13 protein-coding genes are annotated in these 16,286 nt (G+C 49.3%); 6 read left to right on the top strand and 7 right to left on the bottom strand.

Annotated elements, in window-relative coordinates; translation table 11 throughout:
• Positions 1-132: 132 nt before the first annotated feature.
• The 6 genes from H7R39_RS06260 (at position 133) to H7R39_RS06235 (ending at position 6,333) form a co-directional block, all read left to right on the top strand.
• Positions 133-972, top strand: coding sequence for a biotin synthase (locus H7R39_RS06260; protein WP_185898414.1), 840 nt, complete (start codon positions 133-135; stop codon positions 970-972).
• The gene (crcB, locus tag H7R39_RS06255; protein WP_185898413.1) at positions 972-1,319 is read left to right on the top strand and encodes a fluoride efflux transporter CrcB; all 348 of its coding nucleotides are present in this window, start codon (positions 972-974) and stop codon (positions 1,317-1,319) included. Before H7R39_RS06260 ends, crcB begins: the two co-directional genes overlap by 1 nt.
• Positions 1,320-1,941: 622 nt before the next feature.
• On the top strand, positions 1,942-3,105 hold the full coding sequence (locus tag H7R39_RS06250; RefSeq protein ID WP_185898412.1) for a cation:proton antiporter: 1,164 nt from the start codon (positions 1,942-1,944) through the stop codon (positions 3,103-3,105).
• Between the two features lies 1 nt (position 3,106).
• Complete coding sequence (locus tag H7R39_RS06245; RefSeq protein WP_185898411.1) at positions 3,107-4,381, top strand: citrate synthase; 1,275 nt, start codon at positions 3,107-3,109, stop codon at positions 4,379-4,381.
• A gap of 377 nt (positions 4,382-4,758) precedes the next feature.
• A complete protein-coding gene (locus H7R39_RS06240) occupies positions 4,759-5,631 on the top strand; it encodes a 3'(2'),5'-bisphosphate nucleotidase CysQ family protein (protein WP_185898410.1) in 873 nt (290 codons plus the stop codon).
• Between the two features lie 171 nt (positions 5,632-5,802).
• Positions 5,803-6,333 carry a hypothetical protein gene (locus tag H7R39_RS06235; protein ID WP_185898409.1) on the top strand — a complete coding sequence of 177 codons (531 nt, stop codon included), beginning with the start codon at positions 5,803-5,805 and terminating at the stop codon, positions 6,331-6,333.
• A 167-nt stretch (positions 6,334-6,500) separates the two neighbouring features.
• Here H7R39_RS06235 and tsaD read toward each other — a convergent pair whose 3' ends face one another.
• The 7 genes from tsaD to H7R39_RS06200 all read right to left on the bottom strand — a co-directional run bounded on the left by tsaD (position 6,501) and on the right by H7R39_RS06200 (position 16,158).
• Positions 6,501-7,499, bottom strand: coding sequence for a tRNA (adenosine(37)-N6)-threonylcarbamoyltransferase complex transferase subunit TsaD (tsaD, locus tag H7R39_RS06230; protein ID WP_185898499.1), 999 nt, complete (start codon positions 7,497-7,499; stop codon positions 6,501-6,503).
• Between the two features lie 368 nt (positions 7,500-7,867).
• Entirely contained in the window at positions 7,868-8,671 is an 804-nt protein-coding gene (locus H7R39_RS06225; protein ID WP_228724734.1) for a toxin-antitoxin system YwqK family antitoxin, read from the bottom strand.
• Between the two features lie 556 nt (positions 8,672-9,227).
• Positions 9,228-10,556, bottom strand: coding sequence for a cell envelope integrity protein CreD (creD, locus tag H7R39_RS06220; RefSeq protein ID WP_185898408.1), 1,329 nt, complete (start codon positions 10,554-10,556; stop codon positions 9,228-9,230).
• A gap of 97 nt (positions 10,557-10,653) precedes the next feature.
• Positions 10,654-12,102 (bottom strand): DKNYY domain-containing protein, encoded by a 1,449-nt coding sequence (locus tag H7R39_RS06215; RefSeq protein WP_185898407.1) that lies wholly within the window; start codon positions 12,100-12,102, stop codon positions 10,654-10,656.
• Positions 12,103-12,285: 183 nt separating this feature from the next.
• Positions 12,286-13,527 carry a uracil-xanthine permease family protein gene (locus tag H7R39_RS06210; RefSeq protein ID WP_185898406.1) on the bottom strand — a complete coding sequence of 414 codons (1,242 nt, stop codon included), beginning with the start codon at positions 13,525-13,527 and terminating at the stop codon, positions 12,286-12,288.
• A gap of 793 nt (positions 13,528-14,320) precedes the next feature.
• A complete protein-coding gene (gene dxr / locus H7R39_RS06205) occupies positions 14,321-15,433 on the bottom strand; it encodes a 1-deoxy-D-xylulose-5-phosphate reductoisomerase (RefSeq protein WP_185898405.1) in 1,113 nt (370 codons plus the stop codon).
• Positions 15,427-16,158, bottom strand: a complete 732-nt coding sequence (locus H7R39_RS06200) for a phosphatidate cytidylyltransferase (RefSeq protein ID WP_185898404.1) — start codon at positions 16,156-16,158, stop codon at positions 15,427-15,429. The genes dxr and H7R39_RS06200 overlap by 7 nt, the downstream gene beginning before the upstream one ends.
• Positions 16,159-16,286: the final 128 nt, after the last annotated feature.

Below are 16,286 nucleotides of genomic sequence, written 5' to 3'. Positions count from 1 at the left end.
GTATCGCGAGATGATTTTTCGAGTTTTGAAGCAAAATTGAGCGTGCGCTAGGCATATAGCCTGCGGAGCGAAAATTTTGCAAAATCTCGGAAAAGCGCTCGCGAGACAAGCCGCTAAAAAAGGAATAATCTAATGAAAACTATTATGTTGTGTGCTATTTGTTCGGTCAGTTCGGGCAACTGCTCCGAAGACTGCGGCTACTGCATGCAAAGCGCGGGCATAAATGCCGGCATCGAAAAATACAAAATGAAAAGCGTCGAGCAAGTAGTCACCGAGGCCAAGATCGCGGCGGCGAACCACGCGCTGGGCTTTTGCCTAGTCACCAGCGGCGCAAGACTCACGGACAAAAAGACCGAGGAGATCGCCCGCCTCGCGCGCGCCGTAAATAAAGAAGTCCCAAACCTCATGCTGATCGCTTGCAACGGCATGGCAACGCTACCGCAGCTAAAAGAGCTAAAAAGCGCGGGCGTGTTTAGCTACAACCACAACCTCGAGACATCGCGCGAGTTTTTCCCGCAAATTTGCTCGACGCATAGCTGGGACGAGCGCTGGCAGACCAACATCGACGCCAAAGAAGCAGGTCTAATGCTCTGCACCGGCGGCATTTACGGGCTTGGCGAGAGCGAGGCTGACCGCGCGAGCCTGCAAGCTAGCCTAAAAGAGCTTGATCCGTTTTCTAGCCCGATAAATTTCTTTATCCCAAATGACGCGCTACGCGTCAAACGGCCGCCTATGACAGCGGACGAGGCGCTAAAAATCATCGACGACACCGTTGCCGCGCTGCCTAACGCTCGCGTGATGATCGCAGGCGGTCGCGAGAAAATTTTAGGCGAACGCCAATACGAAATTTTTGATCACGGTGTCTCTGCCGTCGTTATCGGCGACTACCTCACGACCAAGGGCGAGGTCGCCAGCCGCGATATCGCCGAGTTTAAGGCGCGCGGATTTAGCTTTGCGACGCTTTGCCACTAATGCAAAATTTGCTCTTAATCGGGTGCGGCGGATTTTTGGGGGCGGTTTGTAGAGCCGTTTTGAGCGGCGCGGTCGCTAAATTTTGCCCCGATTCTCCGCTTGCTACTCTTTGCGTCAATGCTCTTGGTAGCTTTTTGATCGGCGTACTACTCTCGTTAAATTTGAGCGAAAATTTAAGGCTCTTTCTAGTCGTCGGCGCGCTCGGCGGTTTTACGACGTTTTCGACGTTTAGCTATGAGACGGTGCGCCTTTTGAGCTCGGGACAAAATTTAGCCGCATTTTTAAACGTGTTTTTTAGCGTTTTTGTTTGCCTCGGGTTTTGTTATCTAGGCACCACTATTCGCTGAAATTCTAAATTTTACGCACCTAGACTCGCACCTTTAAGGTGCTAAATTTGGTTTTGTTAAATTTGATGTTGTGCATTAAATTTAATCTTTCTTGTTAAGGGGGAAGGGGCTTGAATTACGAGGTCGCTCCCTTCCCCCTTAACAATCCCCTATCCCCTACGACGTGAGAAGTTGCTGCGCTATGCGCAGATTTAGATTTGACGCTATCGCGTCGCGTGTTTTAAATTTGCATTTTTAGGATGCGGGTCTCAGTGGGTAAAATTTGTAAATTTGACTTCAAATTTGAACGTAAAACAATAAGGCGAAGTATCGTGAGATGATTTTAAATGTTTTGAAGTAAATTTCGTCCCAAGACTAGACATATAGTCTGTCGCAGGGCGAAATTTACGAAATCATTTAAAAGCGCTCGCGAGACGAGCCGTTTAAAGAAAAATCAAGGCAAAGTATTTTTGCTCTAGACAAGGCGCTTTTCAAATTTGGCGACGGGAGTTACCTCGTCGGTAATGACCGAGCCAAATTTAAAAGTAACGAAGTATAGGGCAAAAAGACAAGCCGCAGAGGGTCAAATTTATCAAAGAATAAAAAACCTTAGGCTATAATCCCCCATTTACAAAGGACTTTCTTGCAGGCAAACGGACTAGGTATCCTCATCGCGCTAGCTTTTATCATCTTTACGTCGCCGTATTTTTCTAAAATTTTACGCATCCCTATCGCGCCCGTGGAGATTATTTTGGGTTCGATGGCGGGGTATTTCGGCTTTATCGGGCACAACGAGATGTTTAAAATCGTGAGCGAAGTAGGCTTTTTCTATCTCATGTTTTTAGCGGGCACGGAGGTCGATCTCAAGCTATTTTTCACGATAGATAAAAAGATCCTAAAAACGGGCGTCATCTATCTGGCGATACTCTACCTGCTCTCGGCGCTACTGACGTTTTCGTTTGATCTAAACCGCCTTTTTATCCTCATCGTGCCGCTGATGGCCGTGGGCATGATATTTACGCTGTTTAAGGAGTACGGCAAAAACGAGGAGTGGCTAAATATCGGCATGCTCATCGGCTCGATCGGCGAAGTCGTGAGTATCACGCTGTTAACCTTCGTCGGCGCGTATATGAAATTTGGCGCGGGTAGCGAGCTAGCATTTTCGGTCATATATCTGAGCGGATTTTTAGCCGCGGCGGTGATCGGGTACAAGACGCTAAACGTGCTGTTTTGGTGGTATCCGCAGCTGCGCGTCATCCTGATGCCGCACTACGACAACTCGGAAAAAGACATCCGCCTGTGTATGGCGCTGTTTTTCGGCATCATCGCGCTTATGCTTTATTTAAATTTAGAGATAGCTTTCGGCGCGTTTGTGGCGGGGACTTTTATCGCGACGTTTTTCGATCACAAAAAAGACCTTCCGCACAAGCTTGCTAGCTTTGGATTCGGCTTTTTGGTGCCGACCTTTTTCGTCCACATCGGCTCGACGTTTAAGCTTAACGCTTTTATGATAGACGGGGTCGTGCGCGATGCGATGCTGATAACGGGCGTCATGATAGGCTTTAGACTAGCGGCTAGCACGGTGTTTTTAAACATCCTCGGGCTAAAAAACACCGTCCTTTTCGCGCTCTCGCACTCGATGCCACTAACGCTTCTCATCGCCGTTGCTACCATAGCCTACAAATCAGGCGGCATAAATGAAAATTTTTACTTCTCTTTCATACTAGCAAGCCTAACTCAAGCTATAATAGTCACCATATGTATTAAAATTTTAATGAGCGTAAAATCAAATTTACAAAGGAGCTAAGATGAGCGATACGGTTACGTTAACCGACAACAGAAACGGCAAAAGCTACGACTTTCCGATACTTCATGGCACCATGGGGCCCGACGTCATCGACATCTCGACCTTTTTTAGCGATACGGGGATGTTTACGTTTGACCGCGGCTACACCTCGACGGCGATGTGCAAAAGCACGATAACCTACATCGACGGACTAAAAGGTGAGCTGATGTACCGCGGCTACGACATCGCCTATCTTGCCGAGCACAAGACTTTCATCGACGTGGCGTATCTACTGCTAAACAGGGAGCTACCCAACGATCAGCAGTACGATGCCTTTAAACTCGAGCTTAAAAAACGCAGTTTCATCCACGAGGGCATGATGAAGCTCTTTGACGCATTTCCGGATAAGGCGCACCCGATGGCGATCCTGCAGGCGGCAGTCTCGGCGCTTTCTGCGTTTTACTCCGACCACCTAAACATGGACAAGCCCGAGGAGTACCACGAGATGGCGATGCGAATAATCGCCAAAATCCCGACCATCGCGGCGTTTTCTTATAGATTTTCGCGCGGATTGCCGATCATTTATCCAAATTTAGACCGCGGCTTTACGGAAAATTTCCTATACATGATGAGGAGCTACCCGTACGAGCACGTAAATTTGCGCCCGATCGAGGTCAAGGCGCTTGATACGGTCTTTATGCTGCACGCCGATCACGAGCAAAACGCCTCCACGACGACCGTACGCACGGTGGGCTCGACGCACGCGCACCCGTATGCGTGTATCGCTGCGGGTATAGGAGCGCTATGGGGCTGGGCTCACGGCGGCGCGAACGAAGGCGTCATCCGCCAGCTAGAGCAGATCGGCTCGGTAGAAAATGTCGATAAATACATCGCCCGCGCCAAAGACAAAAACGATCCGTTTAGGCTAATGGGCTTTGGTCACCGCGTGTATAAAAACTTCGATCCGCGCGCAAAGGTGCTAAAATCTATGTGCGACCAGCTGTTTGACGAGATCGGCATAAACACCGAGCTTCTAAAAATCGCCAAAAAGATCGAAGAGATCGCGCTAAACGACGAGTATTTCATCTCGCGCAACCTCTACCCGAACGTCGATTTTTACTCGGGGCTGATTTTAAAGGCGCTTAGTATACCAAACGATATGTTTGCGGTTATTTTCGTCATCGGTAGGATCCCCGGCTGGATTAGCCAATGGATAGAGCTAAAAGAGCAGGAGAGTATCAAGATCGTACGTCCAAGGCAGCTGTACGTCGGAGAGACGAACAGAACGCCGAAATAATTTTAAATTTGGCGGCTTGTCTTTTTCCGCCATACGTCGTTAGTGGCTCAGTCGGCTTCAATCACGTATTATATATACGCTCCCTTGCCTCGTTCGCCACTGCCTCGTCTGACGAAAAAATACGGTGCCTTAACTCTTTAAGCTAAGGTAAAATTTGTATTTTCAAGGTGCAGGTCTGGGCGAGCGGAATTTGAAGCCTGAATTTACAAATTTGACTCGAATTTGAATATAAAATAATAAGGCGAAGTATTTTGAGATGATTTTTGGGGTTGTGCAGCGAAAATTTTGCGTAGGCTAGACATGTAGTCTGCCGAGCAAAATTTTAGCAAACTCCACAAAAAGCACTCAAAAGACAAGCCTTTTTAAAAGAAACAAAAATGCAAAATTTAAACGAACTATTACTCTTAGCCAAACTTGCGGCTACAAAAGCAGGCGACGAGATAATGAAATTTTACGCCCACAAGGGCTTTGACGACGAGATTTTAGCAGCTCGTTCAACCTTGCACGAAAGCGCGCGCAATAAAAACGGCCGGGATTTTGAGGTAAATTTAAAAACCGATCATTCGCCCGTGACCTCGGCCGATCTTGCGGCAAACGCCGCGATATTTGAAACGCTAAAAAGCTCACAAATCCCGATCTGCTCGGAGGAAAAGATTTTGGGCGAGTCCGCGCGGACGTTTTGGCTCATCGATCCGCTAGACGGCACGAAGGATTTTATCGGCGGTAGCGGCGAGTTTTGCGTCTGCATCGCGCTCATAGAGGACGGTCGCCCTGCCCTCGGCGTTATCTACGTGCCCGTTACCGGCGAAATTTATAGCGCGGCAAAGGGCGGACGAACGCAAAAAGAGCCTTATAAAAACGGCTCATTTATCCCGCAAACTCTAGCCGTAAACGAGAGAGCGCCGCAAACGATAATCAGCGGCAAACGCGGCAAAAACGTAACGGCGGGCAAGCTCGCGACTGCTCTAAATTTTGACATCGCGCGGCTAAGCTCGGCGATCAAATACTGCCGCATCGCCGAAAATCTTGCGGGCGCATACATGCGCTACTCGCCAAGCTCTATCTGGGACAACGCCGCTGGCGAGATGATCGCTGCGGGCACGGGAGCAAAGATGATCGATCTAGCGACGCTCAAAGCGCCGATCTACGACGCCGCCTCGCTAAAAAATAACGAATTTATCGTCATCGCAAAGGATTTTTTAGCCCGAGAGGATGAAATCTTACGAGCGATAAAAGAGCTAAATTTATAAACCAAAAGGCGACTCACCGCATTTCAAATTTAAACGGCTCAAGTAAGTACATTGTATAGCAACGCCGAATTTAAGACCAGCTAGACGAGAGTCGATAAATTTCATTTAAAATTTAGCTAAAATCGTAGTCAAATTTCAAGCCCTAAGTCGCCAAACGTTTAAAGGAAAAAATTGTTAAAAATCATAAAATCAGTTCTTAGCGTCATTTTCCAGGCTAGAATTTTATTTATCTTTTTTTACTTTTGCGCCTTCGTTACTTTTGCGCCCATGGCGTCTATCTTGGGCGCAGAGACGAGCCAAATGACGCTTTCTGTGCTATTTAACCCGCTCACGATACTATCTTGCGCATTGCTTGCCGTTTATATCGGCTTTAGGGTCGCAGCATATAAAAATCACGGCATAGATTGCAGGATGGACGCCGTATTTTTCTTCGCTTTGAGCTGGATATTTTTTATGCTATTTTGCTTGGCGACGCTTCTTGCGACCATTTTATTTTTGGAGGATTTTAGAAGCTTGCCGTCGCGAGAATTTTGCTCGTTACTTTTGGTGATGGCGATTTTTGCGGCATGGCGCACGCTTAAGAGCTCGGAATACAAATTAAGCATATTTTACGAGCGAAAAATCGGCACAAATATAAGCATAGACAAAATCTTAATTTATTCAGTCTTAGCGTTTGCGGCGATTGTCGCGGTATTTTTTTAGCGAAACGATTTTAGATTCTATAAATTTGGTGCTTTTAGCTCATCATGCCAAATTTAGATTTGCCGTGCTTTATACTCGCTCGCTCGCAACAGCGCCACAAAAAGCTAAATTTGGGGTAATAATCGCCGAATTTGAGCCAAAAAGCAAATTTCAGCCAAAAGCCGAATCTAAATCCTCTTTAGCTCGCTTCTAGGACTAGCCTGCAGATCAAGCCCCGCAAACTCGCCGCGCAGGTATTTTTCGCGTCCGGCGCGCGCGATCATCGCGGCGTTATCGGAGCAAAACTCCAGCGGCGCGCAGATGAGCTCACAGCCGTATTTATCGCACAGAGCTTGCAAACGGGAGCGCAGATTTAGGTTCGCGCTCGCTCCGCCCACGACGCCAAAACGCTCAAATTTACGCTGGGCAAAGATCTTTTCCAGCTTGTTTAAAATATGCTTGCAAGCCGTATTTTCAAAGGCAAAACAGATGTCGGCAACGTCCTGTGCGCCGAGATTTCCGCTTTCGGCGAGCTTTTGGGTTTCGACTCGGACCTGATTTTTGAGCCCCGAGAAGCTATACGCCGTGCGCGCATCGCCAAGTAGCGGCACAGTAAATTTAAACCTCTCGCGCCCCCCCTGTGCCGCCTTTTCGACCGCTACGCCGCCCGGATACCCCAGCCCCAGCATCTTTGCGACCTTGTCAAAGCTCTCGCCAAAGCTATCATCCATCGTAGCCGCCAGCACGCTCACGGCCCCGTCCGCGCCGATATCTAGCACCATCGTGTGCCCGCCGCTAACTAGCAGAACGCCCGCGGGCAGCCGCGCCTCCTGCGACAAAAATAGCGAATACACGTGCCCGGCGAGGTGATTTACGGCGATTAGCGGCACGCGCAGCGACGAGGCGAGCGCCTTTGCCATCGCGACTCCGCCCACCAGGCTCACGGAGAGCCCCGGCTCATTTGTGACGGCGACGGCTTTTACGCTGGGTAGTTCTGCTTTGATCTGCTCTAAAATTTTAGGCAGCGCGGCGGTGTGAAGCCTGGCGGCCAGCTCCGGTACCACTCCGCCAAATGCGCAGTGCTCGGCATCCTGCGAGATTTTTTTGTGAAATTTTAGCTCCAGCGTTTCTATGTCGAGCAGCGCCACCGAGCTGTCGTCGCAGCTGCTTTCTATACCCAAAATCAGCCCGCCCGCACTGCCATGTTGTAAATTTTCGCTCATTTTATTGATTTTCCTTTTTTAGCGCATTTTACCGCTTTTTGCTTTTGCGGTTATAAATTCGGCCCGCTTCCTAGCAAAGGCGGCAAAATACGCGCGCAAATCGCTTGCCGTAAATTTGCGACTAACCCAAATTTGACATTTTCAAGATGCGGGTCTAGGCGACTCAAATTTATAAATTTAATGTCAAATTTGAGCATAAAATGATAAGGCGAAGTATTTTTGCGTTTAGACGAGGCGGATTTAAATTTTACGACGGGAGCTACCTAGTCGGTAGTGACCGAGTAAAATTTAAATCCAACGACGTATAAACCAAAAAGACGGGGCCGTAAAACTCAAAATTTCTCGTCTCTTATTATTTTCCCTCTCTCATCATACTCCCGCTCGATCTTATTTTCGTAGTCGTTGAGCGACTTTAGTCTGCCGTTTGGATAAAAAGTCTTTATCCAGATAAATACCGTGTCCTTTTGGTAGCTCGTGTTGTCGATCGCGCCGTTTTCGTCGTAGTTTTCGTAGTAATCCTCCTTGGGGCCCGAGCGCACCGTGATAAAGTGCTTTTGGCGCGGTTTGCCGCTACTAGAGTAGGAGAAGTTGTTGTTGTCCGAAAAGATACCCAGCATCACGTCGAATTTATTGCTTGATTTGTATAGTCCGGCGACGTTGCCTTCGTCAAAAGCCTCCTTGACTTCGATGTTTATATCGTCCCACAAGCACAGCTGTAGCGTGCCGCTATGCATACCGTCCGCATGATAAAAATCTATCTCGATCCAGCGCTCTTGGCCGCTTTTGATAAATTTTACGATCTGCTTTTGCGGATGATGCAAGGGCGGCTTGATGTAGCCGTATAGCCTGCCGTAAAACAGCGTCTCGCCGTCCGGAGTATAGATGCGCTCATAGACGTTGTTTAGCTCGAGGCGGCTTTCCGGATCGTACTCGCCCGTCCTTTCTACGTCGTAGCTAAACCTCATCTCAAGCTCGCCCGTTTGCTTGCCTTTTAGCTTTGGGCGCGAGGTAAATTTTAGCTCGCTCGGGGGTAAAATTTGAGCGTTTTGCTTCGCCGAGCTTGGCTTTTCGCCGCCGAACGCCTGCGACGAAGCGGCAAAACTAAGCGCTAAAAATAGCGCGAGAAAATTTTTCATTTTTATCCTTTAAATTTGTGCGTTTTTAAAACGAGCGTGATTATAGCGTTAAATTCGGATAAATTTTAAATTTTACCTGCCGAGACCTGCATCTTTAAGGTGCTAAATTTGGTTTTTAAATTTGATACAATGCTTGAAAGTATCTTTTTTTCTTGTTAAGAGGGAAGGGGCTTGAATTACGCTCTGCCAGCAGTTGCGAAGCGTAGCTGAAGCAAAAGAGCTTCCTTTTGTATCCACCTTTCTCTTTTTCTTGGGAGGCGGAAGGGGTTTCTACTTACGAAGCGTCGCCCCTTCCGCCTCCAAACCCCCACCATCCCCACTGCACGTTAGAGGTGGCGACATTGCTTTGCTGACGCAAAGCGTCGCAGATTTTGTAAATTTTGATGGAATTAAATTTATAAATTTGCAAATTTGAATAGAAAAAGTCAAGGCGAAGTATCGTGAGAGGATTTTAAATGTTTTGAAGTAAATTTCGTCCCAAGACTAGACATGTAGTCTGTCGCAGGGCGAAATTTACGAAATCATTTAAAAGCACTCGCGAGACGAGCCAAAAAAGCTAAATTTTCAGCCCGTTTTCGTACCAGTCTATCTTCCTGGTCAGATACATCACCAACGCTATCACCGCAAATATCATCACGCTGCCCATCAAAAGCGCGTAGTCCTCGGACTGCAAGATACCGTAGAGTAAGCAGTAGCTAACCCCGTGTACGAGCGCGATAAATACGCCCCATTTGCGAGCCCGAAAGATCGCCGAGCCGTAGAAAAGTATCGTCGCGCACACGGCTGCGGCCGCAACGAGATAGCTAGCTAAAAAGCTAATATGCTCCGAAAACGAGAGCACGAGCAGGTAAAACAGCACGTCGGCTGCTCCGATGAGTAGGTACTGGATCGGATGGATGCGGGCGCGGCTGTAAATTTCGCACAAAAAGATTGCCAAAAACGGCACCGCTAAAAACAAGATCGCGTACGTCACGCAGCGCGCGATGAGCGAGTAGTTGTTTACGGGGCTGATGAAGCTAGCCTCGACGCTCTCTAGCCCCATCTCGCGCCTGCCGTCCATGATCCACGCCTGCGGGACGCCGGTGCTAAGGCCCGAGATCTCCCACTGCGCGTTAAAGCCACTGCTAGTAACTTCGCGTGATTTAGGCAGCCAGCCGCCGCTAAAAGACGGCGAGCTCCACGAGGATTTTACGTCAAATTTATTATCCTGCCCGACGGGAACGAAACTCACGCTCTGTCCGCCCTGCATAGATAGCGTGCCCGCTAGCTCAAAGCCGCCACTTGCTAAATTTGCGGGTAGCCTGTAGTGAACGCTTTGCCCAAAGGGCGAGTATTTAGGCGGGGCAAAAGACTGCGCGAGATCCTGTCCGTTTGCTTTTAGCGCGGGAAATGCGGTAAAGGTCTTTTTGCTGCCTACGCCCAAAATCAGCGTCGCCTCGCTTAGCAAAACGTCGCTTTCCGCGATATTTAGCTGCTCGAAATTTAGCGGCGCAAATTTTGCTTTTAGCGCGACTTCGCCGTTAAAAACGGGCACGCTAAAGATACCGCGCTTTAGATACTGCGGATCTAGCCGGGTCGATAGCTCATAGGACTGCGGCGCTATCATGATTTGCTCGGTGGTCTGCGATACCGTAGGTACGCCGTTTTCGTTGTAGATCGCCGCTTGTTTTTTATACGGTACCGAGATCAAAACGCCCTCGATCCTAAGCGTGCCGCCGACGGGCTGCATGATGGACTCCTCGGCGGTGCGCTTGACGTAGGCACGGTCAGAGATCATCGAGCTGATGAAGCCTAGCGGGATAAGTAGCAGCAAAAGCAAGACGAAAATAATGACGGGCTTCGTCCAAAAGCCGCCTCTGACGCTATCCATGATTTTGTTTTCCATTGGATTTCCTTTTGATTTTTTTTCACTGCGATTTTAACTAGAAATCGTAATAAATCGGTAAAAAAGGCCGTAAATTTAGAGCAAATTTGAGGTAAATTTAACCGCGGCGCAAGCTGCGCTTTCTAAGGCAGCTATAAATCCAAGCTCCGAGCAATAAAACCGCCGCGAGGCAATACATATAAAAGGCCGCGCCGTTTTCATACTCCACGTCCTGCGCGGTAAAGACCTGCTGCGACATTTCGGGGTTTCGCGCCGCCTCGTCCGCGATCTGCGCCATCACCTCCTCGCCATGCACGTCTAGCGTGATCTTTCGTAGATCGATGAAATTTGTCCGCTTATCCAGATGCCTGCCGCTGCGGCCCGTGACGTAAACGCTATGCGAGTAGAAATTTAGATAGTAAAATCCCGCGTCGTCTTTAAAAAGCTTTTCCGAGATCTGCCGCACGGCGCCTTTAAACGGATTGTCGCCCGCCCTTTTTAGCGCGCTTAGCCAGCTGGCGTCTGCGCCAAATTTATAATACACGTACCAAAGCGCGTCTTTGAGCCGGCCCTCGGCGCCACTACCGCGCGGACGATTTAAAATTTTATCCTTGCTTAGATAAAATATGCCGTTTTTGCTCGCAAACAGCATGTATTCCTGATGCCCGCTCTGAAAATTTAGCGGCGTATAGGGCTCGTTTGCAGCCTCAAATCTCTCGCCGTTCATCAGCACCGCGCCCGCCTTCGGATCATAAAGAAACTCTATGCCGGCGTTTGGCTCCACGAGATACATCTGCTCGCTAGGCGTGAAATTTAGCCTCTCGCCGTCCGCATAGACGCTGCGTCCGTCGCTCAGCCACCGATCGACCGGGCGAAAGTGCGCGGGCGAGCCGGGGCCGTCTTCGTGTATGATTTTTAGCCTTATCTGTTTTAGATTTTTTGCATCCGCACCCGCTAAAATTTTACCCTCATAAAAGACCCGCTCGCCGTCGGTTGCGACGTAAGGGCTCTCGGTCAGCGGCGAGATAGGCGCGCTAGTATCAAGTCTAGCGTAGGGGTAGTTGTACTCCTGCGGCCATTTTGAGAGCCCGAACGCATGGAAAAATACCTTGTAAATATAGCTTATCGCGCCGCCCGTGCGCTGCGTGACGTCCGAGCAGAAGTAGCTAACGCGCCCGTCGCTGTAGTAGCGAGAGCCGATCTTTTGCGTGCGCGCGGGATCTAGCCCCGTCATCTTGCGAGCGCCGCAAAATACGCTACTAGCGTCCATGCCGACGTTTGCGTAGGAGTATCTGCCGGTATCAAGCGCGCGAAAGCTCGCCGCGTCCGCGCCGCCCTCCAGCTCGTAAGGGGCGAGGTTCCAAGAGCGTAGATAAATTTTGCCGCCGATGTCGTAGTAATCACTGCCACCGATCTTTTGCGCGTCCGCGGGCAGCTCGCGCGAGCTATCATACACCGATAGTTCATAGATAAAAACGAGCGAGACGAATAGCGGCACGAAAAGTACCGCAAAGAGCAGCCTTAGCGCCTTTTTATCAAATTTGCTTAAATTATTCGCCTTTTTCATAAGGCAATTATATATCTTGCTAGTTTAAAACGTTAGAAATTTAAAAGCGTTTGCGGGGAAATTTTAAAATTTAGAGTGCGGTAAATTTGACGACGAAAAGCCGCGGGTAAATTTGACAGCAAAGCCTCAGCTCAAATTTACCCGCATTTGCGCGAAACGATGCAAGCTCCGCGCAAATTTAACTTAATACCCGTCAAAATGCTTGGTCTTTGGCAGAACCAAATTTAGCGTGATGCCGATGAGCGCGCCAAGCCCCACGCCGCTAAAGCTCATCGCGCCAAAGTCCAGCACCATGCCGCCGATCGCGCAGACAAAGATGAGCGCGACGATGATCATATTGCGCGGCTCGGCCAGATCCACGCTATTTTTTATGAGCGTTTCCATACCCACGCTAGCGATGATACCGAAAAGCAGCAGCATAATGCCGCCGATGACGGGAGCGGGGATTGTAGAGAGCGCGGCGCCGAGCTTGCCCACGAAGGCTAGCAGTATCGCCGTAAGCGCGGCAAAGGTCATAATGGCGGGATTGTAAGCCTTCGTGATGCTGACCGCACCCGTGACCTCTGAGTAAGTGGTGTTTGGCGGTCCGCCGAAGCAGCCTGCTAGCGACGTCGCGAGTCCGTCACCTAGAAGAGTGCTTTTAAGCCCAGGGTTTTTGAGAAAATTTTCCTTCGTTACGTTGCTGATCGCGAGCATATCGCCGATGTGCTCGATCGCGGGCGCGATAGCGATAGGCACCATGTAGATCACGGCTTCGAGCTTAAAAACCGGCGCGGTGAAATTTGGCAGCGCAAACCAAGGCGCATTTAGAATCGGCGTAAAATCCACTATCCCAACAAACAGCGACGCGCAGTATCCGGCTGCGATGCCGCAAAGTATCGGCACGAGGCGCAGCATGCCGCGGCCAAACATCATAATGGCGATAACGGCCGAGAGCGAGATAAGCGCGATGGTAAGCGACTGCCCCTGCGTGTAAAGCGCCTCTTTGCCCTTGCCCATGACCATATTTACGGCTGCGGGCGAGAGGATGAGGCCGATCGTCATGATGACGGGGCCGACGACCACGGGCGGTAAAATTTTATGCAAAAATCCCTCGCCTTTAAGCCTAATAAGCAGGCTCAAAACCACGTAAAAAAGCCCCGCCGCGATCACCCCGCCCATCGTCGCGGCGATGCCCCACTCCTTCACACCAAAGCTAAGCGGCGCGATAAAGGCAAAGCTAGACGCGAGAAAGATCGGCGGGACGTTTTTGCGCGTGATTAGCTGAAACAGCAGCGTGCCGATACCCGCGGTAAACAGCGCCACGGACGTATCAAGTCCCGTTAATATCGGCACGAGCACGAGCGCGCCAAACGCGACGAATAAAAACTGTACGCCGACCAGAGCGTCTTTGAACCTGAGATTGTAGCCTTCGTATTTTTCCATATTTTCCTCTTTTTATTTTGCGACTCTTGAAATTTACGGCATTTGTCTTGTTTTGCAGCCAAATTTAAACACAAAGCGATTTTAAAATTCGCAAAATTATAACATATTGGCAAGGATTACGGCGACGAAAATGCGCCGTTTTAAGCAAATTTTTCGAGCTAATTTTAAATTTACTCGCCGAGACCCGCACCTTTAAGGTGCCAAATTTAGCTTGGTTAAATTTAGCGTTATAAGTTAGAGTTTTTGTGCAATTTAATCTTTCTTGTTAAGGGGAAAGGGGCTTGAATTACGCTCTGCCAGCAGCTCTCAAAGAGAGTGCGTCCTAACAGTAGCAAACAAAGTGCGGCTAAGCACAAGGCGAAGCGTAGCTGAAGCAAAAGAGCTCCCCTTTGTATCCGCCTTTCTCTTTTTCTTGGGTGGTGGAAGGGGTTTCTACTTACGAAGCGTCGCCCCTTCCGCCCCCAAACCCCCACCAACCCCACTGCACGTTAGAGGTGGCGACATGGCTTTGCTCGCGCAAAGCGTCGCGGGGTTCTGAGTTCAAAGTTGATATTTTCAGGGTGCGGATCTCGGTGGGTAAAATTTTAAAAATTTAACCAAATTTGACTTCAAATTTGAGCGTAAAAAATCAAGGCGAAGGATTTTATAGAAACATTTTACTTCGCAAAAACGCTACGCTTGTTTTGAGATGGATTTGAATGTTGCGAAGAAAATTTTCGACCGAAGATAGAATATATAGTTCATCGAGGGAGAAAATTTCTAGCTCATTCAAAGACGCCCAAAAGACGAGTCGCTATTTAAGCGACTTTTCCGCCCACGCTCTCACTTCTAAATCCACTTCAAAAATCTTACTCTCGCTCTCTATCTTCTCGTTTTCAAACCTCTTTGCCGCGGCTAAAACCGTTCGCGAGATATCTAAAAATCCGCATTCGCGGCGCAAAAACTTATACACGGCGACTTCGTTTGCGGCGTTTATCGCAACGCCAAGATCCGGGCTTTGCAAAGCTTGGTCTTTTAGCGAAAAGATAGGATATTTTTTCAAATTTATCTCGCCGAATTTTATATTTTTCAATGTTTTTAGGTCTAAATTCGGCACGATTTGCCCGTTTTTCGCATCGGCGGCGCTCAAATTTAGCGCTCCGTCCTCGCCCAAAATCGCATGCGCGATGGCTAAAATCATATCGGTTTTGGATAGATGCGCCGTAGTCGAGCCGTCGGCAAACTCCACCAGCGCGTGCACCGTGGACGTGCGCTCGATGAGCGCCTCGATATCCCGCACGCCGTAGAGCCAAAAGGCCTCCAGCACCTCAAAAAGCTTGTTCGCCATCGTCGCGCTGTCGATCGTGATCTTTGCGCCCATGCTCCAGTTCGGGTGCTTTAGCGCGTCTGCGGCACGGGCGTCTTTTAGGGATTTTAGCGGGGTTTTGTAAAAGGCGCCGCCCGAGGCCGTGATGACGAGCCTAGCGACCGGGGTTTTGTTCGCGAGCAAAAATTTAAGCCCGAAATGCTCGCTATCTATCGGATTTATCGCACTCGTGTTTAAAAATTTGCCGCCCGCGACGAGGCTTTCTTTATTGGCAAGCGCTAGTTTTTTGCCCAGCTTTTGTGCGGCTAAGCTAGGAGCAAGACCCGCAAAACCCACTAGAGAGTTTACGACGCGCTGGCTCTCGCACTCTTTTAGCATATCGCAGATGCCCTGAGCGCCGGCAAAAACGCGTTTATGTTTTACGAATTTAGCAAATTTAGGCTCGGCGATACAGACGAATTTGGGTTTAAATTCGGCGATTTGCTCGTTTAAAAGCTCGTAGTTTGACGCGCAGCTCAGCGCCTCGACGCTAAGGCCGAATTTACGGGCTAGATTTAAAGTATTCGTCCCGATCGAGCCCGTCGAGCCCAGCACTACCACGATAGCGTCCAGAGTATCGCCGCGACGCCGAAAAGATAGCCGTCGACGCGGTCAAGCATACCGCCGTGACCCGGTAGCAGCGTGCCGCTATCCTTGACGCCCGCGCGGCGCTTTAAGTAGCTCTCGAAAAGATCGCCCCAAACGCCAAAAACCGCAACCAAAAACGCCGTGATGAGGCTATGCCAAAAGCTATCGGTCAGCACCCAGCCAAAGCCCGCGCCAAAGACCGTAGCCACGGCGATACCGCCTGCGACGCCCTCCCATGTTTTGTTCGGCGAAGTCTCGCTAAAGGCGTGTTTGCCGCAAAATTTACCGACGAAAAACGCCCCGCTATCGCACGCCACGACCGTTAAAATCAGCCACGCCAAGTAGCCTACGCCGTACTGCGAATAAAGCATCCAGATGAGAAAAATCGGCGTCATCGGATACAAAAACGGCAGCGCGGGCGTTAGATTTTCGCTCTTAAAATGCGCGAGAAAACTAACCACGAGCAAGACCGCTAAAATAGCGATAAATACGGGGTTTGAAAAAGGCGTGAGCAGGTAAAAAATAACCGCCACGAGAGCAAGAGAGCTTCCTTGTAGGCCGTAGAGCCTCACGGCTTCGCCAAAGGCCGTGTAAAGCACGAAGCCTAAAATGGCGAAATTTAACAGATAACTATCGACGAAAAAGATGACAAAAACCGCCGCAAATAGAGCGACGCCGGTGATTATACGCGTTTTCATGATTTTTCCTTTTTTGAGTAACGATTGTATAAAATTTTCGCTTAAAAGCGCCGAAATTTGAGGCGAATTTACGCTTGCGGGCTTTTGGCGGACGGTTAAATTTGACGGTTTTGCGTTAAATTTTAGTT

Origin of the sequence: Campylobacter massiliensis (genome assembly GCF_014253065.1) — a bacterium.
Lineage (GTDB): Bacteria > Campylobacterota > Campylobacteria > Campylobacterales > Campylobacteraceae > Campylobacter_A > Campylobacter_A massiliensis.
This window is presented reverse-complemented; position numbering and strand designations above follow the sequence as displayed.